The organism is Nonlabens tegetincola (assembly GCF_002117085.1).
Taxonomy (GTDB): Bacteria; Bacteroidota; Bacteroidia; order Flavobacteriales; family Flavobacteriaceae; genus Nonlabens; species Nonlabens tegetincola.
The window spans coordinates 1,709,894-1,736,181 of sequence record NZ_CP019342.1 but is presented as its reverse complement, the minus strand read 5'-3'; the positions used below and the strand labels follow the sequence as shown (position 1 = coordinate 1,736,181).

Genomic DNA, 26,288 nt, shown 5'->3' with positions numbered 1-26,288 from the left:
AACTTTCACGATTTGCTAATTAATATTTTTAATTAAGTTACTGTCTACTTTATTAGGTAACGTGACTTTCAAATCTGGATTAAGTTCCATTGCTCGTTTAATCGCAAATGTTGCATTTTCATTACGAGCCCAGTTTCTTCTTGCTATTCCATTATTAACGTCCCAGAAAAGCATGCTCTCCAAATTAATTTGAGCTTCTTTACTACCATCAATAACCATACCGAATCCACCATTAACTACTTCGCCCCAGCCTACACCACCGCCATTATGAATGGAAACCCATGTTGCACCTCTGAAGCTATCGCCTATTACATTATGTATAGCCATATCTGCTGTAAATCTAGAACCGTCATAAATGTTTGATGTTTCACGGTATGGTGAATCTGTTCCTGATACATCATGATGATCTCGGCCTAAAATTACAGGGCCTATTTCTTTTTGCGCTATGGCTTGATTAAAAGCTTTGGCTATTTCTATTCTTCCTAAAGCATCTGCATATAAAATACGTGCTTGTGACCCTACTACAAGTTGATTTTGTTGTGCGCCCTTAATCCATTGGATATTGTCTTGCATTTGTTGTTTAATCTCTTGCGGAGAGTTTGCTGCTAGTTTTTCTAAAACTTGAGTAGCAATTTCATCTGTTTTTTTAAGATCTGTAGGATCGTTACTAGCACAAACCCATCTAAATGGACCAAACCCGAAGTCAAAACACATAGGTCCCATTATGTCTTGTACGTATGATGGGTATTTGAATTCTGTAGTTTCTCCTTTGATGTTAGCTCCTGCACGACTGGACTCTAATAAAAAGGCATTACCATAATCAAAGAAATAGGTTCCTTGATCAGTATGTTTATTCACAGCAGCAACGTGTCTTCTTAAAGAATTTTGAACCTGACTTTTAAATTCTTCAGGTTGTTCACTCATCATTTTATTTGCCTGTTCAAAAGATAGATCTACTGGGTAGTAACCGCCAGCCCATGGGTTATGTAAGCTAGTTTGATCGCTACCTATCGCAATTTCTATTCCTGATTCATAGAAGGCTTCCCATACATGAACGACGTTTCCTAGATAGGCAATTGATAAAGGTTCCTTGTGTTGTTGGGCAAGTTTTACTCGTTCTACTAACTCATGTGTGTTGTCAATTACAATATCCACCCATCCTTGTGAATGTCGAGTTTGTACCGCCTTTGGATTCATTTCGGCACAAACGGTGATACAACCTGCAATATTTCCAGCCTTTGGTTGAGCTCCACTCATTCCTCCTAATCCAGAAGTAACAAATACATTACCTAATGGAGATTTTCCAATTTTTCTAAAGGCGTTTAATACAGTTATAGTGGTACCATGAACGATTCCTTGAGGACCTATATACATGTAGGATCCTGCTGTCATTTGACCGTATTGGGTGACACCTAGTGCATTAAATTTTTCCCAATCATCAGGTTTAGAATAATTAGGTATCATCATTCCATTTGTAACAACACAGCGAGGAGCCTTTTTATGTGAAGGGAATAACCCCATTGGGTGACCGCTGTACATGACTAAAGTTTGTTCATCGGTCATTTCGCTCAAATATTGCATAGTGAGTAAATATTGAGCCCAGTTTTGAAAAACAGCACCATTACCACCGTAAGTGATAAGTTCATGAGGATGCTGTGCGACCGCGTGATCAAGATTATTTTGAATCATGAGCATTATTCCTGCAGCCTGTTTAGAACGAGCTGGATAATCGTCGATAGATCTAGCTTTTATTTCTTCCTTAGGCATGAAACGATACATATAAATACGTCCATACTCGTCTAATTCCTGTTTAAACTCTGGTAATAAAATGGAGTGAAATTCAGGTTTAAAATATCGGAGTGCGTTGCGCAATGCAAGTTGTTCTTCTTCTTTATTGAGAATTTTTTTCTTTTAGGAGCGTGGTTTACTGAGTTGTCATAGACATATGGGTCTGGTAAAGATTCAGGAATACCCTGTTTTATACTCTGTTGAAATATGACTAAATCAAACTGACTGTTGTTATTGATAGTTTCGTTCATTATTTCTGGCTGTTTGTTTTTTTATTGTAACCGTATGGGCAGTGTCTGCATCCACTTTCACAACAATAACCTCTTTTTAAATGGTATTGTTCAGTGAAACAACGATACCCTTCTGGTGTTAAGTAGTAATCTCCTTCCTCAATGGGAACATGTTTTTTCATGGCTTAAAAATACTATTTTACGGTGGTATGACCGTAAGGATAATAGGCTTTTGACTTAATAAATACTACCTTTATCACTATGATAGTGGTCGAAATTTCATTTCTTAAAAATTATAACGGTATAACGCTATATCCATTTTTATTGGTCAAATCCAAAGCGCTTAAAAATGATCCGGTTTTTATGAATCATGAAAGAATTCACGCCAGGCAACAGCTGGAGCTTTTAATCGTCTTTTTCTATTTATGGTACCTGTTGGAATATCTAATATTAAGAGTTAGTAAGTCACATGATCTAGCCTATAGATCAATAAGATTTGAAAAAGAAGCTTATTGTATGGAAACGGAGCTACAATACTTAAAAAAGCGAAAACCCTATGCTTTTTTACAATATTAGCTTGCTACCTTTGTTCTATGCAAGATTATGGAGTAATACGGTCTGAAAATCAGTTTTTTAAAACACTTAATAACGTTTTAATAGATATTAAGCGAGAAGACTTATTGCATCCTGAAGTATCTGGTAATAAGCTTAGGAAATTAAAATATAACATATTACATGCACAAGAAGAATCCATCAATACCCTAGTTACATATGGAGGAGCTTTTTCAAATCATATAGCAGCCACAAGCGCCGCTGCAAAAATTGCTGGTTTATCTAGTATAGGAATTATAAGAGGAGAGGAATTGGGTTTAAATCTAAAAAAACCTTGGCAAGTAATAATACCTTACTCACAGCTCACAACAATGGAATGAAATTTCACTTTGTAACTAGAGAATCCTACAAGCAAAAGGATGATCAATACTATCTAGAACTTTTTAAGGAACACGGTAAACTTATGATTATCCCAGAAGGTGGTACTAACCAACTGGCAATTCAAGGAACCAAAGAAATATTAACCGACCTAGATAAATCTCAATACGATTTTATTGCCGTGGCTGGCGGAACAGGTGGAACGGCAGCAGGTATTATTGAAAGCAGCGCACCTAACCAAAAGGTTTTGGTGTTTTCTGCCTTAAAGGGAGGTTATTTAAAGGAGGAAATAAACAAGCTTACTCTTCGTTCTAATTTTCAAGTGTTTTCTGAGGATAGATTTGGAGGATACGCAAGGTCTGATAATGAACTAATTAAATATATGAATTCACGCTTTCGCGAAAGCGGAGTACCACTTGATCCCATATACACTTCAAAAATGATGTTCCATTTAGAAGACCTTATTTTAAAAGGTGTTTTTCCTAAAGATTCTCGTATTTTAGCAATTCATACAGGAGGATTACAGGCGATCGCTGGTTACAATCAAATGTTGAAAAGAAAAAGAAGAGAAGAAATTACTTATGAGTTTGAAATTTAAAAATTTGCTGATCATTTTCTTTGGAGTGATGCTGTTAACATCGTGCGGTGGTAGTAAAAAAGTAGTGACTACAAAGAAGAAAAAGACAACTCAAACAGTCACTCAACCAGATTCAACACCTCAAACCGTAGGTCAACAAGAAGAGGATAAGGTTACTAAAACTACAAAGCCTGATAGTAAAGATAAGGTTTCCACTTACATAGATTTATTTGCTAATACCGCCATGCGAGAGATGAAACTTTATAAGATACCAGCTAGTATCACGCTAGCTCAAGGTATTCTAGAAAGTGGATCTGGTGAAGGTCGTCTAGCTGTAGAGGCTAACAACCACTTTGGAATAAAATGTCATAAAGGATGGACTGGTGGACGTATATATCATGATGATGATAAAGCGCAAGAATGTTTTAGGACCTATAATGATCCAGACTATTCTTATCGTGATCATTCACTATTTTTGAGAGATAGGAAAAGATATGCTGGTTTATTCAAGTTACAACCAGATGATTACCAAGGTTGGGCCAAAGGTTTAAGAGCTGCCGGATATGCCACAGATAGACGTTACCCTCAAAAACTCATAAGTCTAATTGAGCGTTATGAACTATACAAGTACGATAATATGGTACTAGGAAACCCTACGGATTCTAAAACCAGAACTATCGCCGATGTAAGACCAAGTGTACAAGCATCGCATAAGGTTGTAGCCGGCGACACACTTTATAGTATTTCAAGAAAATATAATATTACAGTAGATCAATTGAAAGCCTTTAATGGTTTAAAAGACAACACTATTAGTGTAGGTCAAGAACTATTTGTAGAACCTCTTCCTAAAGATTTTTAATGTCATTTATTTATCAACGTAGTAGTGCCTTGTTTAATGAGGCAAAAAAATATATTCCTGGTGGTGTAAACTCACCAGTAAGAGCATTTAACGCAGTAGGCGGTGATCCCGTATATGTAAAAAGCGCCAAAGGAGCTTATCTTCAAACTGAGGATGGACATGAAATTATAGATTATATAGCTTCATGGGGTCCAATGATATTAGGTCATGCCTTTGAGCCCGTAGTGAATTCGGTTAAGGAGGCTGTTGATCGTGGTACTTCCTATGGAATGCCTACTGAATTGGAGACCAAAATTGCTGCTCTTGCAATTGAAATGGCTCCTAATATTGATCAAATAAGAATGGTAAACTCTGGTACCGAGGCTTGTATGAGTGCAGTTAGGTTAGCTAGAGGTTACACAGGTCGAGATAAAATCATCAAATTTGCAGGTTGCTACCACGGGCATAGTGATTCCTTTTTAATTCAAGCTGGTAGTGGTGCAGTGACTTTTGGTAGTCCAAATAGTCCCGGAGTAACAAAAGGAACAGCTCAAGATACTTTACTTGCCCAGTACAACAATCTTGATCAGGTTGCACAGCTATTTGAGCATAATAAGGATCAAATTGCCTGTATCATTCTAGAGCCTATTGCTGGTAATATGGGTTGTATAATACCACAGGAAGGATTTCTACAAGGCTTAAGAGAATTGTGTGATAAAAATAATACACTACTCATTTTTGATGAGGTGATGACTGGTTTTAGACTAGCTCGTGGTGGTGCACAAGAGGTAACAGGTGTAAATGCAGACATTGTTACCTATGGTAAAGTCATAGGTGGCGGATTACCTGTAGGAGCATTTGCAGCACGTCAAGAAATTATGAATTTTTTAGCGCCACTAGGTCCAGTTTATCAAGCTGGTACATTAAGTGGTAATCCACTAGCGATGAGTGCCGGATATGCAATGTTAGATCATTTGAATAAACATCCAGAAGTGTTTGATAGTCTTTCTCAAAAAACGGAATATTTACATAAGGGAATTCAAGAAGTTCTAGAGAGTAAGGGAATCGAGTATCAGATTAATAGATTTGGATCGATGATGTCAGTTCATTTTACTCCAGATCCAGTAGTGGATTTTGAAAGCGCAGCCAAAGGAAACAATGAGTGGTTTAAAAAATATTTTCATGGATTGCTAGAACGAGGTATTTATTTGCCACCTAGTGCATTTGAAAGCTATTTCTTAAATGATGCTCTTTCTTATCAAGATCTAGACAGAACTATTGAGGCTACTCAGGAAGTAGTTAATAGCTGGTAACATAACTTTTGCTACTTTAGTGAGATGGAAGCATTTTTAAAATTCTTTGAAACAATGCCCATCTACTATAAATTGGTGTGGCTGATAGGTTTGATTACCCTTTTCTGGATTCTTGAAGGATACTATAGTTTTTTAAAATCACCTTATGATAAATGGAAGCATGCTCAAACGAATCTTGCCTTGCTTTCATTCACTATGATTATAAATGTAGCATTTGGTTTACTGACTGCTGGTGTTTTTATTTTTCTAGAGCAAAATAGTTTAGGTGTATTAAATTATCTGAGTTTGCCTATCTGGTTAGAACTAGTCATAAGTTTATTAGTACTAGATCTTGTTGCTCAATATGGCATTCATTTTTTACTACATAAAAGTAGAGTTTTATGGAGGCTTCACACGGTACACCACAGTGATACTTTTTTAGATGTAACTAGTGGAACTAGACATCACCCTTTGGACTTTATGTTAAGGGAATTTGCAGCTTTAATAGCAGTAGTGATTACAGGTATGCCTATAGGTTTTTATCTTATATATAGGATCATTACAGTATTTTTCACTTATTGGAGTCATGCGAATATTAGATTGCCTAAAAAACTGGATAAAACATTAAGCTACCTAATAGTAACACCTGGTATGCATAAATTTCACCATCATGATAGTATGCCTATAACAGATACAAATTTTGGAAATATTCTGAGTATTTGGGATCACATATTTGGAACCTATTACTATGGTGATAGCCAAAATATCAAATACGGATTGGACATTGTCGATAGTAAGCGCTCAAACGATTTGAAGTATCAGTTAGGTTTACCTTTTAACAAAAGCATCCCGTATAAAAACAAAGAAGGCTCTCAAAATTGAGAACCTTCTTTTAATCGACCAATCTATATTATTATTTAGGAGATTGTTTGCTTTTTAATAAGTTGTACTTTTCTGTTCCCAGTACTTCTTTAAGGCGCTTTTCATAATTGCTTTGTACATCATTTAAAGTGCCTTGTAAATCATTTGTTTCTCCTCTTTGCGCTTCTCTTTCTATACGAATAACCATTGATTCGCGATCTCTAACTATTTCTCGTAGCTCGCTTACCTTTTTCTCATCCAATTTAACAGCATCAACAATCAATTGAACTTTAGTTTCTATTTTCTTATTGAATTCTTTAACTCTGATATGAGTTTGCGCAGAAACTTCCTGTTGTTCTGCCGTAATAGTTTGTTGTGAATATGCACTTACTGAACACACAATGGCTAATAAGAATATGATCTTTTTCATTTGATGGTATTTGTTGAGTTTAAAAATAAACAAATAATATAAACTAGCCTTATCAACAATTAAAACTTAGATTAATTACTCATTTCTTCTACGTTTATGTTTCTTTCTGCCTTCAGTTCTCTTTCTTTTATGCATTTTCTGCCACTTTTCGTATTGATCGGCTGTTAGAATTGATTTCATTTTTCTTTTAAAATCAAGTTTTTTATCCAATCTAGTGCTTAAACGATTGAACTTTTCGTCATTACTCAAATTTTTCATTTCCTCGCGATTTTCTCTCAAGCTTTGACGTTCCAATTCTTGATTTGCGATTAATGGTTGAATACTATTGATTTGCTTGTCCGACAAATCTAGTGCTACAGCCATTTTTTTAACTTTAAGTTCTGCACGTTGTTGTGGTGTAAAATCATTTCCTTTTTTTGGAAGTGGACGTTGTGCTACGGTTATCGCTGTTACAAAAAATGTAGCGATTAGAATGATGTTTTTCATATTTAAAATTTTATTTGTCCTTATGACTGGCTTATAGTTGAAAAGTTTAATCAAAGAAAAACCGCTAGTATTTACTAGCGGTTTTTATAATCTTAATATCGTACCAGTTCAGGCTACACTAAATCGATAAAAAGTCCATCATCTGTTTTCTCAACTTTGGCTACCTTTTTACCAGTCAATCCTTTTACTGTTTTATCCCATTTCTTATTAGATAATCCACTGTCAGATTTAAGCGCATTCAACTCTACTTTGCCTGATTTTTTTAATAGTTCATATACCATTTTTTCATCATCATTGAGGTCGACGTTTAATTTTTTCTCCGGTCTCATCTGTGGGAAAAATAAAACTTCTTGAATGGATGGGTTGTTGGTTAAAAACATAATTAGTCGATCCATTCCTATTCCTAATCCAGACGTAGGTGGCATACCGTATTCTAGAGCTCTTAAAAAGTCTTGATCTATAAACATCGCCTCGTCATCACCACGATCGGCTAGAGCTAGTTGAGCTTCAAATCGCTCGCGTTGATCTATAGGATCGTTAAGCTCACTATAAGCATTGGCTATTTCTTTACCACAAACCATCAATTCAAAACGTTCCGTAAGTTCTGGATGATCACGGTGTTCCTTGGTTAATGGCGACATTTCTTTAGGATAATCAGTAATGAAGGTAGGTTGAATGAAGTTTCCTTCACATTTTTCACCAAATATTTCGTCGATGAGCTTTCCTTTACCCATTGTGTTGTCTACTTCTATTCCTTCCGCTTTCGCGAAAGCGTACAACTCTTCCTCGCTCTTACCTGTAATATCAAAACCGGTGAACTGTTTAATAGCATCAGTCATGGTGACTCTAGGGTATGGAGCTTTCCATTCAATGGTATGATCGCCAAATGTACTTTGAGTAGTGCCATTTACTGCAACCGCGCAATGTTCTAATAATTGCTCGGTAAAATCCATCATCCAGTTATAATCTTTGTAAGCCACATAGATTTCCATGGCTGTAAATTCTGGATTGTGTGTGCGATCCATCCCTTCATTCCTGAAGTTTTTACTGAATTCATATACACCGTCAAATCCTCCTACAATCAATCTCTTAAGATATAGCTCATTTGCAATACGCATATAGAGAGGAATGTCAAGAGAGTTGTGATGTGTGATAAAAGGCTTTGCAGCCGCACCACCAGGAATAGGTTGTAAAATTGGAGTCTCTACTTCAAAATATTCACGCGAATTGAAAAATTCACGCATGGCATTAAAAAGTTTTGTTCTTTTGACAAATACATTTTTAACATCTGGATTAACTACTAAGTCCACATATCGTTGACGATAACGTTGTTCTGCATCATCAAATTTGTCATAAACCTTTCCATCAGCATCCGTTTTTGCAAAGGGTAGTGGACGCAAGGTTTTCGTAAGTAATGTGAAATTAGTGACTTTTACAGTCATTTCACCTACCTGTGTTTTAAAAAGCTCGCCTTCTATACCTATAATGTCACCTATATCTAATAATTTTTTATAGACTTCATTATAAAGCGTTTTGTCATCACCGGTACAAATTTCATCACGATTAAAGTAAACTTGTATGCGACCTTCTGAGTCTTGAATTTCGGCAAAACTAGCCTTACCTTGTATACGTCTAGAGGTTAATCTACCGGCGATGTTTACCTGTTTACCTTCTTTAAAATCGGCTTTAATTTGTTTAGTAGAATGGTCTACGGGATAAAGCGCTGCTGGATAAGGATCTATTCCCATCTCACGCAGTTTTGCCAATTTTTCACGGCGTACGATTTCTTGTTCAGAAAGTTGCATAAATAGGTGTTTTTATAAGCCTGCAAAGGTAAATTAAAACAGAAAAGTAACTTTAATAAGAATGTGAAAAATGAAAAGAACATTATTAAGAGTACTTTGATTGTCTAATAGTCTGTTGTTAAATAAAAAACATGTGCTTTTTAACGAGTTCTTTTTAATTTTAAAAAAAAACTGATTATAAAGCAGTTAACCTAAGAGTATTTAGAGGTGTATAAGTCACTACTAAAAACTGATCGTTGTGAATTCATCTAAATTCAATAAGCTGAAGAAAAAAATGTAACATTTGTCATTTTATACAGTCATATTACTGCAATCACATCACCTTTAAATTATAATATATGAGCGTTTGGCGAGTAATTTTGGCCATTATTTTTCCTCCACTTGCAGTAATTGGTAAAGGCTGTGGTTCTATTTTGATTGTATTGATATTAACCTTGTTAGGATGGGTTCCTGGTGTTATTGCTGCGTTGATTATACTAAATAATCCTGACAGATAATATAAATATTTAGCGATTTAGTATAAGTTTAACCAAAGTTAATACTACCTTTGCAAAATGAATAAAAAGGTCTTCTTTCAGGATTTAGGGGTCGGTGACTATAAACAGACCTGGGTTTATCAAGAACAACTCTTCAAAGAAATTCTTGATATTAAAATTGAAAATAGGAAAGAAGATTCCAAGAATCCTACACCTAATCACCTATTATTTGTAGAACATAATCACGTTTACACGCTGGGTAAAAGTGGTGATCTGGATAACCTTCTTGCCAATGAAGCCGTTCTTAAACAAATCAATGCCGATTTTTATAAAATTAATCGTGGCGGAGACATCACCTATCACGGTCCTGGACAGATTACAGGTTACCCAATTCTTGACCTAGAAAATTTCTTTACTGACATTCATGAGTATTTACGTTTACTAGAAGAAATATTTATTAAAATTTTGGCCGATTACGGACTTAAAGGTGAACGTAGCGATGGTGAAACTGGGGTATGGCTGGATGTAGGAACACCATTTGCACGTAAAATTTGTGCTCTAGGAGTACGTGCTAGTCGTTGGGTTACCATGCATGGTTTTGCTTTTAATGTAAATACAGATCTAGGTTATTTTGACCATATCATTCCATGTGGAATAGAAGATAAAGCAGTAACATCTCTAGCAGCAGAGCTAAAAAGACCTGTAGATCAAGAAGAGATCAAGCAAAAAATTAAAACCTATTTTATTGAGCTTTTTGAAGCAGATCTTATAGAAAAGTAATTCTCGTCTTCTGGCCGATCATGTAAATTGAATTAACATTCTTTACACATGAATTACAATATCCTTAAGTAGTCTCAATGATGTACTAGACTACTTTTATAGGTATGACCTTATCAATTGAAGATATACGTGCTTGTATTGAAGAGCCTGAATATGCTGCACAGCTGGCAGATTTGGTTTATGTAACAGACCAACATTTAAATATTCATAGGAAAAAATACGGTCGCGGATATACTTACCTAATTGATAATGAATCTAGATTAACCGATAAGGTTCAACTTAAAAGGATTAAATCGTTAGTGATACCACCAGCTTGGCAACAAGTGCGAATAAGTGCTATCGATAATGGTCACTTACAAGTAGTTGGACGCGATGCAAAAAACCGTAAAGTATATCTCTATCATGACCTCTGGAATTTAGTTCGTAATCAAACTAAGTTTTTTAAAATGTCCGCTTTCGCGAAAGCGTTACCAAAAATTAGAAAGCAACTAGTAAACAGTCTTCAATTGGCAGGAATGACGAGAGAAAAATGTCTTGCGCTAGTTATAAAAATAATGGATGAAACTTATGTGCGCATAGGCAGTTCTGGATATGCTAAGCGCAATGGGACATATGGATTGTCTACGATGCGCATGCGTCATTTAACTGATACAGGATCAAAAATTATCTTTGATTTTAAAGGAAAACATCAAATTGATCAACATGTTGAAATTGATGACGTACAGCTGGTAAAAGCGATACAGCAATGTGAGGAAATTCCTGGTTGGGAACTTTTTCAGTATTACGATGATGACGGGAACCATCAATCTATTGAAAGTCATGACGTCAACGATTATCTACATACCATCGCAGGAGATATTTTCTCGGCAAAGGATTTTAGAACATGGGGTGCAACTAGAGAATTCTATACTTTTTTACTACAATCAACTGATTTGAATACTGAAAAAGATAGAGACGCTAATCTATTGCAAGCCTATGATGCTGCTGCCGAAGCTTTAGGTAACACGCGAAGTGTATGTAGAGAATATTATGTACATCCTCATATCGCTGATGTTTATTTGCAATCTGGTTTTGTAGATGAGAGGAAAAAAATTAAAGAATTAAAAGATCGTACCTATTTTACGGCTATTGAAACTAGAATTCAACAGCTTATAGATGATTTTGAAATTGAATTTAAACCTTCAATTTAAGAGCGTTACCACTTATATAGTAGGATATCATCACCATCTAAAGTGACTAGGTAATGCCATTTACCAGCAGTTTTTACAGACGCCGTAGTATTACCGTAAACAGGAAGTCCATTAAGTAAATCACCTTTTTTGGAGAATATGTAAACCTTATTTTCTGCGTTATCAACTAGTGATATGAAGCTTTTGTTCTTGTTCTCATAAATCGAAATGTGCTCATAGCTACCATAAGGTATTTCAACTTTATTCTTATTGATAAACAAATTATTATCGTTGTAACTCACTCTTTGGGACTTTGAGCTATCAAAAGAGTTACCATACTTATTGAAATTTTCAAATGCTACTTCTCCATTAAGAGGATTAATTGAGAAGAATTTACCGTCTTGATCTAGTCCAACCAATTTATTTTTAAACTGTTTGAGTTTACCTTTTAAGGCAATAGGAACTGTAACCTTAGTTCTGATTTTTCCAGTACGACTGATTAGGGCTATTTTATTTTCTGCTTTGGCAAACGCGATAAAATCTTTGTTGTTTACCCTTATATGTTGTGGCGATGTTAGAATTTCTCCATCAGGTTGATAATTAAAGCCTTTAACAGCATTACCATTTATATCATACATGAATAATCTTGAACCCTGAGTTACAACAAATCGGTAATTACGGCTGTTGTCATAATCAAAAACACTTACCGGTTGATCTATACCGTTTTTAAATTCTAATGGATATTTATTTACGTCCTTGCCATTGCGATCTAGATAGTAAATTGCTTTTTCAGTTGTGAAAACTAATTGTTTGCGACCATTTTTATAGCCGTCAACAACTTGTATCTCGCCTAATATTTTTCCTTTCAACTGTTTAGACCAGTGTCGTTTACCCTTGTCTGATACTAAGTGAAGTTTTAATTCGGCGTCTTGAAAAGCAATATCATATCCTTTAGTTAAATGATTGGGGAATAGGAATGGTCCTGCAATAATACTCGAGCCTGATTTATAAGTCATACTTTGTTGAACGCTACCACTGTTTAAATCATCGTTTACTACTGGAATATGGAAATTATAATGAGCGTATTCGTTTTCATGAACGTATTGGGATATAATAAATGGATAAGTTTTACTTGACAGTTGCTTTAAAATCTTGCTGTCGTTTTTACTTAGCGTAGAGTTTTGCTTATAAAATTCTATACTACTAATTGAAGTGTAGCTACTTGAGCTATTTATCGAACTGTTTAGGCCTTGCCACCAAATTTGATCGGCCAAAGTGCTTTTGTTTGTAATTGCAGCAATGATTTGCTCGGGTGTAGTTGCTTTTTCAGACAATATAAAGTGAGATCCTAAAACAGTAATATATGAATAGTTTTTTTGAGGTAAAATAGGAGATAAGCTACTCGTATTAATAGGTTCTCTTAATTCGTAAATGGTTGTGTTACGATACTCAAACTTAGCTGTGGATAAACTATCCAGGTTGAGAAAGAAAGTTTCGTAAGGTTCTAGTCCAAAAGCTACAACGTGCTCCTTATCCCAGCTTATTTTACTTAACTCATAACAGTTGTCTAAAATATTTTTAACAGTTGCAGTAACCTCGTGATTGATTGATTTTTGCCTGGACAAATTGGATATGATTTCTTGATGGTTCTTATAAGTAGTAGTTTCTACATTGGTTAAATTAAGAGGTAATATTTCAGCTATGTGGTTAGTTCTAGCAGTCAAGCCGTCATAAAGTGCATGACGCATTGATGTACTGTCTGAATAGGTGAGAATACCAGAGAATTGTATTGCAAGATCGTTGTTTTCTGGTTCTACTTGATACCAATGAGCATAGTTTCCCTTATCATTTATATTACGACCATAGATAAATTCTTTAAGCCAATTTCTATCACTGGCTTTTACATATAAGGATACCGAATTACCACTAGTTTTTTCATATAAAGATTTGAACTCGTCATTAAACACATAATCATCAAGCTCTCGTCTTATTTGACTTTCAATTATAAGTTTTGAACTACTAGCGAGATGCAATCCTTTATGATTAAGAAAATAAAAATCAGTACTATCTGTTTTTGATTGATAGTATTTTGTTTCATTGTAATTAAAGGTTGATGTAGTATCCCTATATTTTGGTAGGTCCGAAGAGATTAAAGAAATGACCACTTCATTTTTACCTTCAATGCTTACTGTGATTAGATTGTTATCACTTTCTTTATATAATTCTAAAAAGCTACCTGCATTTTTAATTTCTTGTAGTCTATCTAGATTTTTTATTTGGTTATATAGAGCGTTATTTTCTATAAAACTAAATACATCCTCCATGTTATTTGCGTCAATAATGATCTTAGAATCATGTGGTATACGATGGAGGAGATTTAAATCTATTTGGGAGTCTTTTTCACAGCTAGTAATAAGCAGAACCAAAACAAAGATTCTCAAAAAGTTTTTCATAGACCTAGTTTTATACAAAGGTAAAAGTTATAAGAAATAACACACAGTTCAAACAAAACTATTATAAATCCAGACTTAATTGATCCGGTAAAAGTTTAAAGCTTTTTCTATGGTATTTTGTACTCCCATATTGTTTAATAGCGTGGCGATGTGCAACTGTGGGATAACCTTGATTTTTATGCCAATCATAATTAGGGAATTCCCTAGATATTTTTTCCATAAAATCATCTCTATATGTTTTGGCTAGTATGGAAGCAGCTGCGATGTTGAGGTATTTACCATCACCTTTAATCACTGTTGTGTAAGGTATTTCGTTGCATGGTTTAAAACGATTGCCATCAACGGCTATATGTTCAGGTTTACTTTCAAGACCCTTTATTGATTGATGCATTGCAAGAATACTTGCATTCAATATATTAATCTCATCGATTTTCCCCATCATTACATGCGATACATGAAATGATATTGCTTCTTTTTCTATAATAGGTCTAAGTTCATACCTACGCTTTCGCGAAAGCTTTTTACTATCATTCAATTCAGGACATTTAAAATCTGGTGGTAAAATAACAGCAGCAGCAGTGACGGGTCCGGCAAGACAGCCACGTCCAGCTTCATCAGTTCCTGCCTCAATAAGATTGGGTTTTACTTGTAATAAAAGCATACTGCGAATGTAGTTAATATCAATTACCTTTATAAAAACACATTACTTAATTTGAATGTGCAAAGAAGGAATACATGAAAACTATTCGAATTTTAAAACGTAGTTTATCTATAACAGGATTAGTTCTTACCCTACCAATTATCGGTATGGTATTTAGTAAAGAGGTGAATTGGGAGTTGCTAGATTTCTTAGTTATGGGTGTGATGCTGTTTACAACAAGCGTTCTGTCGCATTACATTTGGTTTTCTCACACTTCTTCAAAATGGAGGTATGGTCTAATTGTACTAGCTCTCATTGCTTTTTTCTTACTTTGGATAGAGCTTGCTGTTGATATTTTTAATTAATCTATACCTATAGATAAATAGGAACTCAATAACTTCTAATTGCTATCGTTATCTTACTTTTGAGCCGTGATTAAAAAAATGAGATTTCTTTTATTTCTATTGTTGGCTTTTCCTGTACTTTCTATAGCACAAGAAAAGGAGTTGATATCAGCTGGAGAAGTTCGAACTTCTGATAGATTTACATCTTTGAACGGAGATCAAAATACAGATCAACCTGGCGTTCAAGTTAAGGGAGATAAGCCACCGATTACAGATTACCTAATCATATCTGCACAACGTGATACGACTCACGTAGATACCACTTTACACATTTACAAAGATTATAAATTCAATTATTTGCGCAAGGATAATTTTGAATTACAGCCCTTTCACAATGTAGGTCAACCTTATAATGAATTAGGAAAGTCTTATTCATTAAATACACTCACTCCATCAATGGGTGCGCGAGCTAGGCATACTGGATATTTAGAAGTACAGGATATGCAGTATTATAGAGTGCCTACTCCTTTCACCGATTTATACTTTAAAACAGCAGTAAATCAAGGACAGCAATTAGACGCTACCTTTACAAGTAATATTTCTCCTCAATTTAATTTCTCTATCGGTTATAAAGGAGTGCGCAGCGCAGGAGACTATGCTCGCACACTTACTAGCACAGGGATATTTAAATTCACGGCAAATTATGTTTCAAAAAATAAGAAGTATAAAGCTATAGCACATACAACCTTTCAAGATTTATCTAATCAAGAGAATGGTGGTATTGTGGCAAGTGCCGTTCAAGGATTTATTGATAACGACGAGGATTTTGATGATAGAGGACGATTAGACCCTAATCTAGAAAATGCTGAAGTTACATTGAACGGTCGTCGATTTTATATCAATCATGAATATGAGTTTCTAGGTAAAAAGGATTCAACCAGTTACTACAGCGCAAGATTGTACAATGAAATGTTTTATGAAGATAAATTGTACAGGTTTGAGCAGTCTTCACCAGATGAAGAATTTCTAGGAAATGCTTTTGGGAATGCAATTAATGATAAAACAGATTTTGAACAAGGAGATATTGAAGTAGGTTTGCTCTATGATCATCATTTGTTAGGTCATTTTAAAGCAGGATTCACCAGGCAGGCATATAATTATGGTTATAATCGTGTTCTTGATTTTGGGACTTCTTCAATTACCAATAGGCTCAAGGGTGAAACGTACCAATTATCAGGAACGTTTAGTAAGAATTATAAAGGATTTGATATTCAAGGTGATGGTGGTGTAATACTATTTGGTGATTTAACGGGTCAATTTTTAAACGCATCGGCTAGTTATGATTTTAAGTTGTTTAAACTTAGTGCTTCTTTAGATTTGAGCTCGCAATCTCCTAATTTTAATGCGCTTTTATTCCAAAGTGATTATGAAAATTATAATTGGCAAAATGCTTTTGACAATATCGAGAAGCAACAATTTTCTGTTGATTTAAAATCAGATAAACTTCTAGATGCACAGTTAAGCATTACTAGAATTCAGGATTATGTTTACTTCACCGAAAATCAGTTATTGGACTCTGATTTGAATACGGTAGGTTACAATGCAGCTCCTCAACAATTTGATTCTGAAATTACGTATTTAAAATTGAAGCTGCACAAAGGATTTAAGTTCTTGAGCCATTTTGGTATGGATCATACCGTCATGCTTCAGTCTGTTGACCAAAATCAAGAAGTATTAAACTTACCAGAAGTAGTTACTCGAAATACCTTTTACTACGAGAATAGGTTTTTTAAAAGAGCTTTACAACTACAAACCGGTATTACATTAAAATATTTTACTTCCTACAATATGGATGGATACGATCCTGTATTAGGAGAATTCTATACGCAAAACAATCAAGAGTTTGGTGATTTTCCTATGATTGATGTTTTCTTAAATGGTAAGATTAGACAAACAAGAATATTCTTTAAGGCAGAACACATTAATGCACTCTTTGGTAAGCAGGATTACTTCAGTGCTCCATTACATCCTTATCGTGATTTCACTTTTAGATTCGGTATAGTGTGGAATTTCTTTTTATAAAATTGTATTAAAAACGTTAAATAATTATGTTTCAAAGGGTTGATTTTGAGTAAAATCAGCTGTTTTTATTTAACATTTACAAACTCTCTTATGAATTCATTAAAACCGAGGTGTAAGATTCTTCGTAAATATGTATGAATTCAAAAACAATTACAATGAAAAAGTATTTTTTATACAGCGGTTTGCTGTTAAGTACACTAACCTTATTTAACTGTTCTGACGATGATGATGTTGTAGAAGGACGTTTTGACCGAGCAGAACTCTATGTAACCAGTACAGCAAGTGGAGACATCACAGTCTATGATTTTTCTGATGATGATCAGGTTGAAACAACAACTCTTACGACATTAAGTACCTCTAACGAAGGTATTGAGTACGATGGTGATACAGACGAGTTATTTGTTGCATCACGTAGTGCTCTTAACTTAAGCGTTTTTACAGATGTAGAGGCTACTATTGAATCAGGAGCTGTTGCAGCAGCAACAGGTATTACCGCGACGGCTGCATTTAATAGTCCTAGAGCACTAGCTATAAACGGTGACAATGTAGTAGTAGCAGATAACGGTACTAATCAATTATTCGTTTATACTCGAACATCAAACGGTTTGCAATTGCGTAATACGTTTGATATAGCTTTTGATTTATGGGGCGTTGAGTTTGTAGGATCAGACTTATATGCGGTAGTTGATAATACCTCAGATCTAGCAATTTTTACCAATTTCCTATCAAATACAACTGATGGTTCACTAGCTGCAACCAAACAAATTACAATTGAAGGAATTGTAAGAACACACGGTATTGCCTATGATGCACAAGATGACTTATTAATCATGACCGATGTAGGTCTGGCTTCTAGTGATACAGATGGTGCATATCACGTTATTGATAATGCGCTTTCTCAAATAGCAGGAGTTGCAAATGGTGGGACTTTGGCACTATCATCTCAAACAAGAGTTGCAGGTTCAAATACGTTTTTAGGTAATCCAATTGATGTTGATTACGATACCGAATCAAATACCATTTTTATTGCAGAGATTGCTAATGGTGGTGGACGTGTACTTGCATTTGACGTAGCACAATCTGGAAATGCTAATCCAGCTATTAACAACATGCTTGCTGGTTGTAGCTCATTAGATTTCTACGGGAACGACTAATTCTCCAATTCTATAAAGAAATATTAATTGTTGCGCTTGTTCGAGCGCAACAATTTTTTTTGCTCTATATTTGGCGATCATGAGATATAAACAATACATATCCATATTACTAATCGCCCTGTTTACTAGCATGCAGTTGATGAACTTGCATAGCTGGTCACATGATGATGATCATGAAACGGATTGCGAGGTATGTGTTATATCTCACGAGTTTCAGGAGCTTCAATATGATTTTCCACATCTAGGGACATGGACTCCATCTATTCAAAATCATATCCCTGTTGATGGTGTAGTTGTTTATTACGCTTCCGCGAAAGCGAACTCAACATCAAACATACTCTTTACGCGACCGCCGCCAGTACTAGCCTAATTCCGTTTTTTGAATTAGTTATTACAATCCCTTACTATGTTTAAATATTTATTAGTAGTCATTTTTATGGCTACTGTTGCAATGTGTACAGCACAAGATTGCAAGAACACCCTTAAAGGTAAGATTACCGATTTTCATAATAATAAACCACTAGAACTAGCCCAAGTATATGTAGAGGAGCAAGAGCGTACTTATACATCAAACTCAGCTGGTGAGTATCAAGTAAATGACTTGTGTACAGGCGTTTATCATCTTATTGTTACTCATATTGATTGTGATAAAAAATCAATTGAGGTCATTGTAAATCAAGATAAAATCTTAAATATCACTCTCGAACATCATATCAATGAACTTGATGAGGTACAGGTTGTTGCCGATGTTCATGATGATCATGCAACTACTCAAAATGCAACTCGTATTGATAAGGAATTAATTCAAAAGTATAGCGGTGCAACCCTAGGAGATGCGTTAGAAACTGTGCCTGGAGTATCATCACTTAAAACAGGACAAGGTGTCGTAAAGCCTATAGTGCACGGATTGTATGGTAGTAGAATTACCATTGTAAATAATGGTGTGAGGTTACAAGATCAAGAATGGGGAACAGAACATGCTCCAAATATTGATCCCAACACAGCATCTTCTATAAGAGTTATTAAAGGTAGTAGTGCCTTACGTTTTGGTGGTGACGCGGTAGGAGGAACCATAATAATAGACCCAGCTCGTGTAATTAGTAAGGATACTATTATGGGTAACGCAATCTTAACCGGTCAATCGAATGGTCGTGGCGGAGCTATAACTGCTGGTATACAGCGATATAAAAAGTCAGGCTGGTATCAACAAGCAAATATTACTTTCAAGCGACTGGGAGATTTTGAAGCGCCAGATTATATTCTTTCAAATACGGGTTCTCAAACAGCTGCTACTAGACTTGCAGTTGGGTATAAGCAATTTGAATACGGTTTAAGTGCTGAATATAATTTTTACGATACTGAATTAGGTATTTTAAGAGCATCTCACATTGGAAATACAGCCGACTTAGTGCGTAGTATAAATTCTGGTCAACCTGCTATCATTAATGAGTTTACTTATGATATTGATGTACCAAAACAAGAAGTCATTCATCACCAAGTTGCTCTTAACGCTTTTAAACGCTTTAGAAATCTAGGAAAGTTTGAGTTCAACTACCAGTATCAACTTAATAACAGAAAAGAATTTGATGTACGTAGAGGTGCACTTTCTGAACGTGCTGCACTAGATATTGATTTAAAAACACACAATTTTCAAGGATATCTAAATATTGACGCTAGCGATAAATGGAATCATGAACTAGGAGTGGATGCTGTTTTACAAACCAATTCACCAGATGCAACAACTGGTGTGCGTCGCCTTATTCCAGATTATAATTCCATTAAGGTAGGTGGTTTTCTAGGAACTCAATATCAATTTACAGATAGACTAATGATTGAGGCCGGTGCTAGATACGATCATTATTCAATAGACGCTAAAAAGTTTTATATCACCTCTCGTTGGGAATCTTTGGGATATGATGTGCGATTTGCACAGTTTGAACGATTTAGAGAATCTATACAGGTTTATACTGAACCAGAATTGGATTTTGATTTATTCGCATTTTCAAGTGGTGTTCAATACTCATTTAAAGATCACTTTGATATAACCTTTAATGTGTCTCACTCACAGCGCGCTCCAAACCCAGGAGAGCTTTTTAGTGAAGGATTGCATCACGCTCTAGCAACTATTGAAATAGGTCGTTTAGAATTAAATAAAGAAGTGTCAAATAAGATCAGTGCTAGTTTTCATGCTAACTATAATAACTGGGATGTAGAACTTGCACCTTATTACAATCGTATTAATGACTTTATACAATTAGTTCCTAATGGAGTACAGCTTACTAATCGAGGTGCGTTTGCAGTCTATGAATATGAACAATTAGATGCTGTTCTTGCTGGTGTTGATATAAGTGCTAGTTACCATATAAAAAGGAAAGAAACGATAAAACGAACTCCATATAATAGAACAATCAACCTTACTAAGAACTGGATATCGTTAGGTGCACAGTTCTCTTACGTATATGGAGAGGATGTGAAAAACGATAAACCCTTAATCGATATTCCACCAGCTCAGTTATTAACTAAAATTGAAATTGCCGATGTTTTTACGGAAGGCTTGCAGGTAGAAATTGCAAATCAGCAAGTATGGAAACAAAATAGATTTCCTGACAACGATTATGAAATCACTTATGCAGCAGATAATGGGAACGCAGTTACTGAAACTGTTGAAATATCAGAATCTCCAGATGCTTACAACTTATGGAACCTAGGTCTAGCTTATTCCATTAAATCACAAAATAATAAACCTAACTTGAGTTTTAGACTTCAAGTGAACAATGTACTTTCTACCAAGTACAGAGATTATCTCAATCGACAACGTTTTTACGCAGATGAAATAGGTAGAAATTTCATCGCACAAATTTTGTATAATTTTTAAATTTTTAATTATGAAAAAAGTTCTTAGAACTACAACCGCTTTAATGATGACAGCTGTACTATTTGTAAGTTGTGACAACGACGATGATAACCCAGATATCATTAATCCAGAGGAATTAATAACTACGGTTGAATTAACTCTAACAAATGACAATGATGCGACAGATATTGTTGTGCTTGAAGCGTTTGATGAAGATGGGGAAGAAGGTCCTATCGCTCCAGTAGTTCGTCAAAATGGTGCACTTACCGCAAATGCAACCTACTCAGGTATGGTAAGATTTTTAGATGCCAGTGATCCGGCAGATGTTGAGGATATTACTATTGAAGTAAGAGACGAAGCAGATGAGCATGAAGTATTCTACGTGACTGATGTTGCTGGTGTAGCAATTGCTAAAAATGATGTAGACGGTGGTGGAAATCCATTAGGATTGGATACTACAGTTACTACTGGTGCTGCTGGTTCAGGTAACTTTACTATCGTATTGCGCCACGAACCTACTAAGCCTAATGACGGTACTCTAACTGGAGCTGGTGGTGAAAGTGATATTGAAGTAACATTCCCACTTACAGTACAGTAGTTTATTAGATTTATTGAATGAAAAAACCCTTGCTGTTTTAGCAAGGGTTTTTTAATATGTGTTATTTAATTAATCTACAGTATCTTCAATATCGTCTGCAACATCTTCTACTGCATCTTCTACTTTTTCTCCTGTTGATTTTTCTCTACAACTTGAAATACTTAACGTAAAAGTTGCAACAGCTACTAGAATTAAAAATTTCTTTAACATAATAATGATTTTAAAAGTTAGTGTTGATGATTCTATTATAAAGGTCTTCTACCGCTTATAATATTAATTAAAATTACAATTACTGCAATTACTAATAGAACGTGTAGTAATCCGCCAGTTGACATGCCTGGTACAATTCCAAACATACCCAATGCCCAAACGATAACACAAATGACGGCTACTAACCATAAAATACTTCTCATAATATATAGTTTTTGTTTTTGATTAATCTAAAAGTACTTATGATTTTGATGTTGATTTCTAAATAAATTAATAATTACGATTAATTTATGTTAAATCAATAGAAAGTCAAATTTAATATTGAGATGGGTTTTTCATCACATCCTGAGCTCGTTGTTTATGTCGTTCTAATTTTTCTTTATCCATTTTATTTAGAGTTCCCAGCATCATGTTCATGCGCTGGTTGTTTTTGAAAAACTCTTGTTTGTCATCTAGAAAATTCCAGTATAGCGAATTAAAAGGGCAAGCATCCTCTTCAGCATTTTTTTTACTTACTTTGTATTTACAGCCTTTACAATAGTTACTCATTTTATTGATATAACTACCGCTAGAAACATATGGTTTAGTCGCTACAATCCCGCCATCAGCCCATTGAGACATTCCTCTAGTATTGGTTATTTCAACCCATTCAATAGCATCAATGTAAACTCCTAAATACCAATCACAAACTTGGTTGGGATGAGTTTGTGTAAGCAGTGCATAATTACCAGTTATCATCAATCGCTGTATGTGATGTGCATAGGCATTGTCTAGTGAGTTATTAATGCTGTGTTTAAGACAATTCATATCAGTTTCACCAGTCCAGTAAAAGTCTGGTAGATCGTTCTGGTTGTCAAGTTTGTTTGATCTAGCGTAACTTGGCATTTCCTTCCAATATATTCCACGCATGAACTCACGCCAGCCCAGAATTTGTCGCACAAATCCTTCAACTTGTGAGATGTCAATCTTGCGTTTGTCTTCTCTCCATTTATCAACTACTTTTTCTATAACCTCTTTAGGATGAAGCATCTTAGAATTTAGGGCAAAGCTTAATCTACTGTGGTATAAATATTCCTGATTGGTGTGCATGGCATCTTGATAATCACCAAAATGAACGAGTAACTCATCACAAAAATAATTGAGTACTTTAAGTGCATCAGCTCGTGAAGTAGGCCAGTTAAAATTACTACTATCAATACGTCCAAAAGTCGAAACATCTTCCTCTTTTAGCATTTCTACAATATCACTTACATCCTTACGAAATCCTTTTTCCTTCGGAATTTCAGTATCACCATCCCATTTGTTTCGATTGCTTTTATCGTAGTTCCATTTTCCGCCTTCTGGTTCCTTGTCACCTACAATCATGATATCGTGTTTCTTGCGCATGTCACGATAGAAATATTCCATAGTCATGCGTTTTTTTCCTTCAAAAAACTTTTCTACATCCTTTCTTTTGGTGAAAAAATGCTCAGTATCATATCCTTCCCATTCTATATCTAAGGACTTACAAAAGTCTCGCAATTGTTGATCCAATCGGTATTCGTCAGGAGCTAGGTACTCAAATTTTTCAATGCTGTGTTTATCAATAATATGGTTGAGGTTGTCTACAAGGTTGTGCTTGTTCTTGCTTTCGCGAAAGCGAAAATATTCTACTTGCATTCCACGGTCCTCTAACCACGATGAGAACTCGCGCATCGCCTGAAAAAATCCTACAACTTTTTGAATGTGATGCTTTACATAATCTGTTTCTTGGCGCATTTCTGCCATATGATAGATAATGTGATCTTGATCTCCGTTATACCATGAATGCTTGTAGTTAAGTTGATCTCCTAGAATAAGACGTAATGTTTTTTTGGGCATGATGTAACGTTTTTAAAGATTTGAATACCTATTTATCAAAGATTTAATTATGAAAAGGTCTAACTATTTTGTTTTGTTTGTAACGGCTATTTGGTTATTATTACTGGCTTATCTCAGCTTTTTTACTAAAGTCGGATTAACAACCTTGTTAATTGTTTATACTATAGGTCAAGGATTTTTAACTGCGTGGTTTCTTCCAAAATATGCTAAGAAGAAGCGTTGTTGTTAATGAATTCAACATTTCCAATTAAAATAACTTTTCCTGCAACCATTTTTTGCGATACTTATGTTCATTGTCATAACGATTGGCTTGTAGCTTAATATTAAAAGTTCTATTTCTAGGATCATTACCTACACCACTATTATACATCCAGTTTCCATAATTTGAATGCACGTCATAGTCAATTAAAATGTGCTCAAAGTAGGCAGCACCTAGTCGCCAGTCTTGTTCACGATGCATGCTCCAGTAGCTGGCTACATTTTGTCTACCACGATTGCTCATAAAACCTGTAGCTGCTAGTTCTTTCATGTTAGCGTTTACGAAGTCTTCATGCGTTTCACCATTGATCCATTTTTCTAATTCTCGCTCGCTTGCTTTCCATTCATAATCTCTGTGTAATATTCCACCTAGATTGAAAATATTATGTTCATGTTTTAATGAAACATACTTAAAGAAATCACGCCAAATCAATTCAAAAACTAACCAGTAAGTATCTTGGTTTTTCTTTACTTCTTTTTCAAACCGTTTAACTTCCCAATATATCTGTCTGGCACTTATGCATCCTAAGGCTAGCCATGGACTGAATTTACTACTATAATCAGTTCCTAATAATCCGTTTCTTGTTTTCTTATAGTATTTCAATTTTTCAGTATCCCAGAAATAGTGGTCTAAACGATCCCATGCTGCAATCTCACCACCTTCAAAAGGAAAAGCACTGTTAGGGTGTTTTTTAAACTCTTCAAGTCCCAAATCAGCAAGGGATGGAATAGGAGTGAAGGTTACTTTGGGCATTTCTTGTTTGTAATCTTCAATATCTACTGTATTACGCACTTCACTTTGTTTCTCACACTTCTTACGGAATTCTGTAAATACCTTGGGAATTTGTTGCCAGTTGTCAAAAGGAACATCTTCTGGGTGAAATAAAAATTGATCATAAACGCGATGACCTTTTGGTTTACGGTCCAAGGTCGAAAGTGCTTTACCTAGAGCTTCTTCTTGCTCTACTTCGTCACGTGTCCATTCTTTTTGTAGATAGATATCAGTTATTTCATACTCTTCTACTAATTGCGGAATGATATTTTCTGGTTTGTCGTGAAATAGTAATAAGGGAATTCCATGCTCTTCTAATCCTTTACGTAAGTCTTTTAACGCTTCACGAATAAATTGTGCTCTGTATTTTCCTGTTTTTCCGAAAGGTACTTTAAAGGGTAAGTTCATTCCAAAATCACTTTCTTGATAATACCGTGGATCAAAAAAGTATACAGCTATTACATCACCTTTATTATCACAAGCTGCTTTCAGACTTACATTATCCTGAATACGTAAATCGTTTCTATACCAGATTAAATTCATTCTTGTTTTGTTTTACTTATTTCTACTTTCTACATTTCTTACTACAATACACTACGTTGTCCCAGTTCTTTTCCCACTTCTTACGCCATGTAAATTCTCGTTCACAAGAAGGACAAACTTTAGTAGGCAAACCATGTGGATTACGAGCTTTTTGTTTCATTTTTATTATAGGTGATTGGTTTTACATCAGTTTCAATTTGAGCGTAAGTATACCGATGAGTGAGAGAAGCTTTGCCATAGGCGTCAAGACCATTAATTATAGTACTTTCTGCTTCTTCAAGATTCAAAAATCCATCTTCAAGGATGTAATCTTCCTTCAGAAAAACGTCAGTGATTTTACATATAACTAGTCGACATTGATTTTCATCAATAAGAATATCATTCACATAACTAGCAGCAACTTGTATGTTTGAATTTGCAACGAAAGGAGCCTTAAAACCAGTTCGTTCTATTTTTTCTATGTCTAATTCTTTAAACTCTGAAATGTCAACAGGGAATTTAGCGCTTGTGCTATGAGCTTTCTTTATAAGTGATGGATTAACGTGATTTAATGTTAAGTAACCCGTTGCTTTTAAGTTTTCATAAGTGTGACCAGCTCCATATCCCAAAGGTCTAAGTATGAAGCAAAAGAGAGCAGGATTGCTTCCTAAATGGGTTACGTTGCTAAATATTGCTAGGTTATCAATTCCTTCTTTTGATCGAGTGCCAATCAAATGAGCAGGCTTGAATCCGGTAAGACCTGTTATCAAGTTTCCTCGATAAAACCGATCCATTTCAGCTATATCTTCCGATGAAATGTGTTTCATTTGTTTAACGATTGTAATCAAAAGTAAAACAAATATTGCTTAGGGTACTTTA

General features: G+C 35.0%; 26 protein-coding genes and 1 pseudogene. 14 read left to right on the top strand and 13 right to left on the bottom strand.

The window, feature by feature from the left end; all coding sequences use genetic code 11:
- Nucleotides 1-15 precede the first annotated feature (15 nt).
- Nucleotides 16-2,039: pseudogene (locus tag BST91_RS08260) on the bottom strand (urocanate hydratase).
- Entirely contained in the window at nt 2,039-2,200 is a 162-nt protein-coding gene (locus tag BST91_RS13155; protein ID WP_169709770.1) for a DUF5522 domain-containing protein, read from the bottom strand. The pseudogene BST91_RS08260 and the gene BST91_RS13155 overlap by 1 nt, the downstream one beginning before the upstream one ends.
- A gap of 411 nt (nt 2,201-2,611) precedes the next feature.
- Here BST91_RS13155 and BST91_RS13505 point away from each other — a divergent pair, with 411 nt between their 5' ends.
- Genes BST91_RS13505 through BST91_RS08235 form a run of 5 tightly spaced genes read left to right on the top strand, consistent with a single transcriptional unit; the run spans nt 2,612 to nt 6,537 of the window.
- A complete protein-coding gene (locus BST91_RS13505; protein ID WP_317043028.1) occupies nt 2,612-2,950 on the top strand; it encodes a hypothetical protein in 339 nt (112 codons plus the stop codon).
- Entirely contained in the window at nt 2,947-3,546 is a 600-nt protein-coding gene (locus tag BST91_RS13500) for a hypothetical protein (RefSeq protein ID WP_317043027.1), read from the top strand. Before BST91_RS13505 ends, BST91_RS13500 begins: the two co-directional genes overlap by 4 nt.
- A complete protein-coding gene (locus BST91_RS08245; RefSeq protein ID WP_060524212.1) occupies nt 3,530-4,384 on the top strand; it encodes a glucosaminidase domain-containing protein in 855 nt (284 codons plus the stop codon). The genes BST91_RS13500 and BST91_RS08245 overlap by 17 nt, the downstream gene beginning before the upstream one ends.
- Entirely contained in the window at nt 4,384-5,676 is a 1,293-nt protein-coding gene (gene hemL, locus BST91_RS08240; protein WP_085775105.1) for a glutamate-1-semialdehyde 2,1-aminomutase, read from the top strand. The genes BST91_RS08245 and hemL overlap by 1 nt, the downstream gene beginning before the upstream one ends.
- A gap of 24 nt (nt 5,677-5,700) precedes the next feature.
- Nucleotides 5,701-6,537, top strand: coding sequence for a sterol desaturase family protein (locus tag BST91_RS08235; protein ID WP_085775104.1), 837 nt, complete (start codon nt 5,701-5,703; stop codon nt 6,535-6,537).
- A 31-nt stretch (nt 6,538-6,568) separates the two neighbouring features.
- Here the strand turns inward: BST91_RS08235 and BST91_RS08230 are convergent, their stop codons facing one another.
- From BST91_RS08230 to lysS, 3 genes are all read right to left on the bottom strand, one after another.
- The gene (locus BST91_RS08230) at nt 6,569-6,946 is read right to left on the bottom strand and encodes a hypothetical protein (protein WP_042277696.1); all 378 of its coding nucleotides are present in this window, start codon (nt 6,944-6,946) and stop codon (nt 6,569-6,571) included.
- A gap of 75 nt (nt 6,947-7,021) precedes the next feature.
- The gene (locus BST91_RS08225; RefSeq protein ID WP_085775103.1) at nt 7,022-7,432 is read right to left on the bottom strand and encodes a hypothetical protein; all 411 of its coding nucleotides are present in this window, start codon (nt 7,430-7,432) and stop codon (nt 7,022-7,024) included.
- A 113-nt stretch (nt 7,433-7,545) separates the two neighbouring features.
- Nucleotides 7,546-9,237 carry a lysine--tRNA ligase gene (gene lysS, locus BST91_RS08220; protein WP_060524219.1) on the bottom strand — a complete coding sequence of 564 codons (1,692 nt, stop codon included), beginning with the start codon at nt 9,235-9,237 and terminating at the stop codon, nt 7,546-7,548.
- A 338-nt stretch (nt 9,238-9,575) separates the two neighbouring features.
- On the opposite strand from lysS, the gene BST91_RS08215 reads away from it, so the two are divergent.
- From BST91_RS08215 to BST91_RS08205, 3 genes are all read left to right on the top strand, one after another.
- Complete coding sequence (locus BST91_RS08215; RefSeq protein WP_082586949.1) at nt 9,576-9,734, top strand: YqaE/Pmp3 family membrane protein; 159 nt, start codon at nt 9,576-9,578, stop codon at nt 9,732-9,734.
- Between the two features lie 57 nt (nt 9,735-9,791).
- Nucleotides 9,792-10,493 (top strand): lipoyl(octanoyl) transferase LipB, encoded by a 702-nt coding sequence (lipB, locus tag BST91_RS08210; protein ID WP_085775102.1) that lies wholly within the window; start codon nt 9,792-9,794, stop codon nt 10,491-10,493.
- 104 nt (nt 10,494-10,597) lie between these two features.
- Complete coding sequence (locus BST91_RS08205; protein WP_085775101.1) at nt 10,598-11,683, top strand: DNA topoisomerase IB; 1,086 nt, start codon at nt 10,598-10,600, stop codon at nt 11,681-11,683.
- Between the two features lie 5 nt (nt 11,684-11,688).
- On the opposite strand, the gene BST91_RS08200 is transcribed toward BST91_RS08205, so the two are convergent.
- The gene (locus tag BST91_RS08200) at nt 11,689-14,115 is read right to left on the bottom strand and encodes a hypothetical protein (protein WP_085775100.1); all 2,427 of its coding nucleotides are present in this window, start codon (nt 14,113-14,115) and stop codon (nt 11,689-11,691) included.
- Nucleotides 14,116-14,176: 61 nt separating this feature from the next.
- Nucleotides 14,177-14,776 (bottom strand): ribonuclease HII, encoded by a 600-nt coding sequence (locus tag BST91_RS08195; protein WP_085775099.1) that lies wholly within the window; start codon nt 14,774-14,776, stop codon nt 14,177-14,179.
- Between the two features lie 74 nt (nt 14,777-14,850).
- On the opposite strand from BST91_RS08195, the gene BST91_RS08190 reads away from it, so the two are divergent.
- The 6 genes from BST91_RS08190 (at nt 14,851) to BST91_RS08165 (ending at nt 21,787) form a co-directional block, all read left to right on the top strand.
- Nucleotides 14,851-15,120, top strand: a complete 270-nt coding sequence (locus BST91_RS08190) for a hypothetical protein (protein ID WP_085775098.1) — start codon at nt 14,851-14,853, stop codon at nt 15,118-15,120.
- Between the two features lie 78 nt (nt 15,121-15,198).
- The gene (locus tag BST91_RS08185) at nt 15,199-17,181 is read left to right on the top strand and encodes a putative porin (protein WP_085775097.1); all 1,983 of its coding nucleotides are present in this window, start codon (nt 15,199-15,201) and stop codon (nt 17,179-17,181) included.
- 155 nt (nt 17,182-17,336) lie between these two features.
- On the top strand, nt 17,337-18,335 hold the full coding sequence (locus tag BST91_RS08180) for an NHL repeat-containing protein (RefSeq protein WP_085775703.1): 999 nt from the start codon (nt 17,337-17,339) through the stop codon (nt 18,333-18,335).
- 79 nt (nt 18,336-18,414) lie between these two features.
- The gene (locus tag BST91_RS08175; RefSeq protein WP_085775096.1) at nt 18,415-18,705 is read left to right on the top strand and encodes a hypothetical protein; all 291 of its coding nucleotides are present in this window, start codon (nt 18,415-18,417) and stop codon (nt 18,703-18,705) included.
- A gap of 36 nt (nt 18,706-18,741) precedes the next feature.
- Nucleotides 18,742-21,210 carry a TonB-dependent receptor gene (locus BST91_RS08170; protein ID WP_085775095.1) on the top strand — a complete coding sequence of 823 codons (2,469 nt, stop codon included), beginning with the start codon at nt 18,742-18,744 and terminating at the stop codon, nt 21,208-21,210.
- Nucleotides 21,211-21,220: 10 nt separating this feature from the next.
- A complete protein-coding gene (locus BST91_RS08165; RefSeq protein WP_244895593.1) occupies nt 21,221-21,787 on the top strand; it encodes a type 1 periplasmic binding fold superfamily protein in 567 nt (188 codons plus the stop codon).
- A gap of 69 nt (nt 21,788-21,856) precedes the next feature.
- Here the strand turns inward: BST91_RS08165 and BST91_RS13150 are convergent, their stop codons facing one another.
- The 6 genes from BST91_RS13150 to BST91_RS08145 form a co-directional block, all read right to left on the bottom strand.
- Entirely contained in the window at nt 21,857-21,997 is a 141-nt protein-coding gene (locus tag BST91_RS13150) for a hypothetical protein (protein ID WP_167342367.1), read from the bottom strand.
- Between the two features lie 35 nt (nt 21,998-22,032).
- Nucleotides 22,033-22,200 (bottom strand): lmo0937 family membrane protein, encoded by a 168-nt coding sequence (locus BST91_RS13095; protein ID WP_152557373.1) that lies wholly within the window; start codon nt 22,198-22,200, stop codon nt 22,033-22,035.
- A 112-nt stretch (nt 22,201-22,312) separates the two neighbouring features.
- Nucleotides 22,313-23,857, bottom strand: a complete 1,545-nt coding sequence (locus BST91_RS08160; RefSeq protein ID WP_085775094.1) for a cryptochrome/photolyase family protein — start codon at nt 23,855-23,857, stop codon at nt 22,313-22,315.
- Nucleotides 23,858-24,104: 247 nt separating this feature from the next.
- Nucleotides 24,105-25,430 (bottom strand): DASH family cryptochrome, encoded by a 1,326-nt coding sequence (locus BST91_RS08155; RefSeq protein WP_085775093.1) that lies wholly within the window; start codon nt 25,428-25,430, stop codon nt 24,105-24,107.
- Nucleotides 25,431-25,452: 22 nt separating this feature from the next.
- Nucleotides 25,453-25,590 carry a DUF2256 domain-containing protein gene (locus tag BST91_RS08150; protein WP_082586950.1) on the bottom strand — a complete coding sequence of 46 codons (138 nt, stop codon included), beginning with the start codon at nt 25,588-25,590 and terminating at the stop codon, nt 25,453-25,455.
- Nucleotides 25,571-26,236 carry a flavin reductase family protein gene (locus BST91_RS08145; protein WP_085775092.1) on the bottom strand — a complete coding sequence of 222 codons (666 nt, stop codon included), beginning with the start codon at nt 26,234-26,236 and terminating at the stop codon, nt 25,571-25,573. Before BST91_RS08145 ends, BST91_RS08150 begins: the two co-directional genes overlap by 20 nt.
- Nucleotides 26,237-26,288 lie beyond the last annotated feature (52 nt).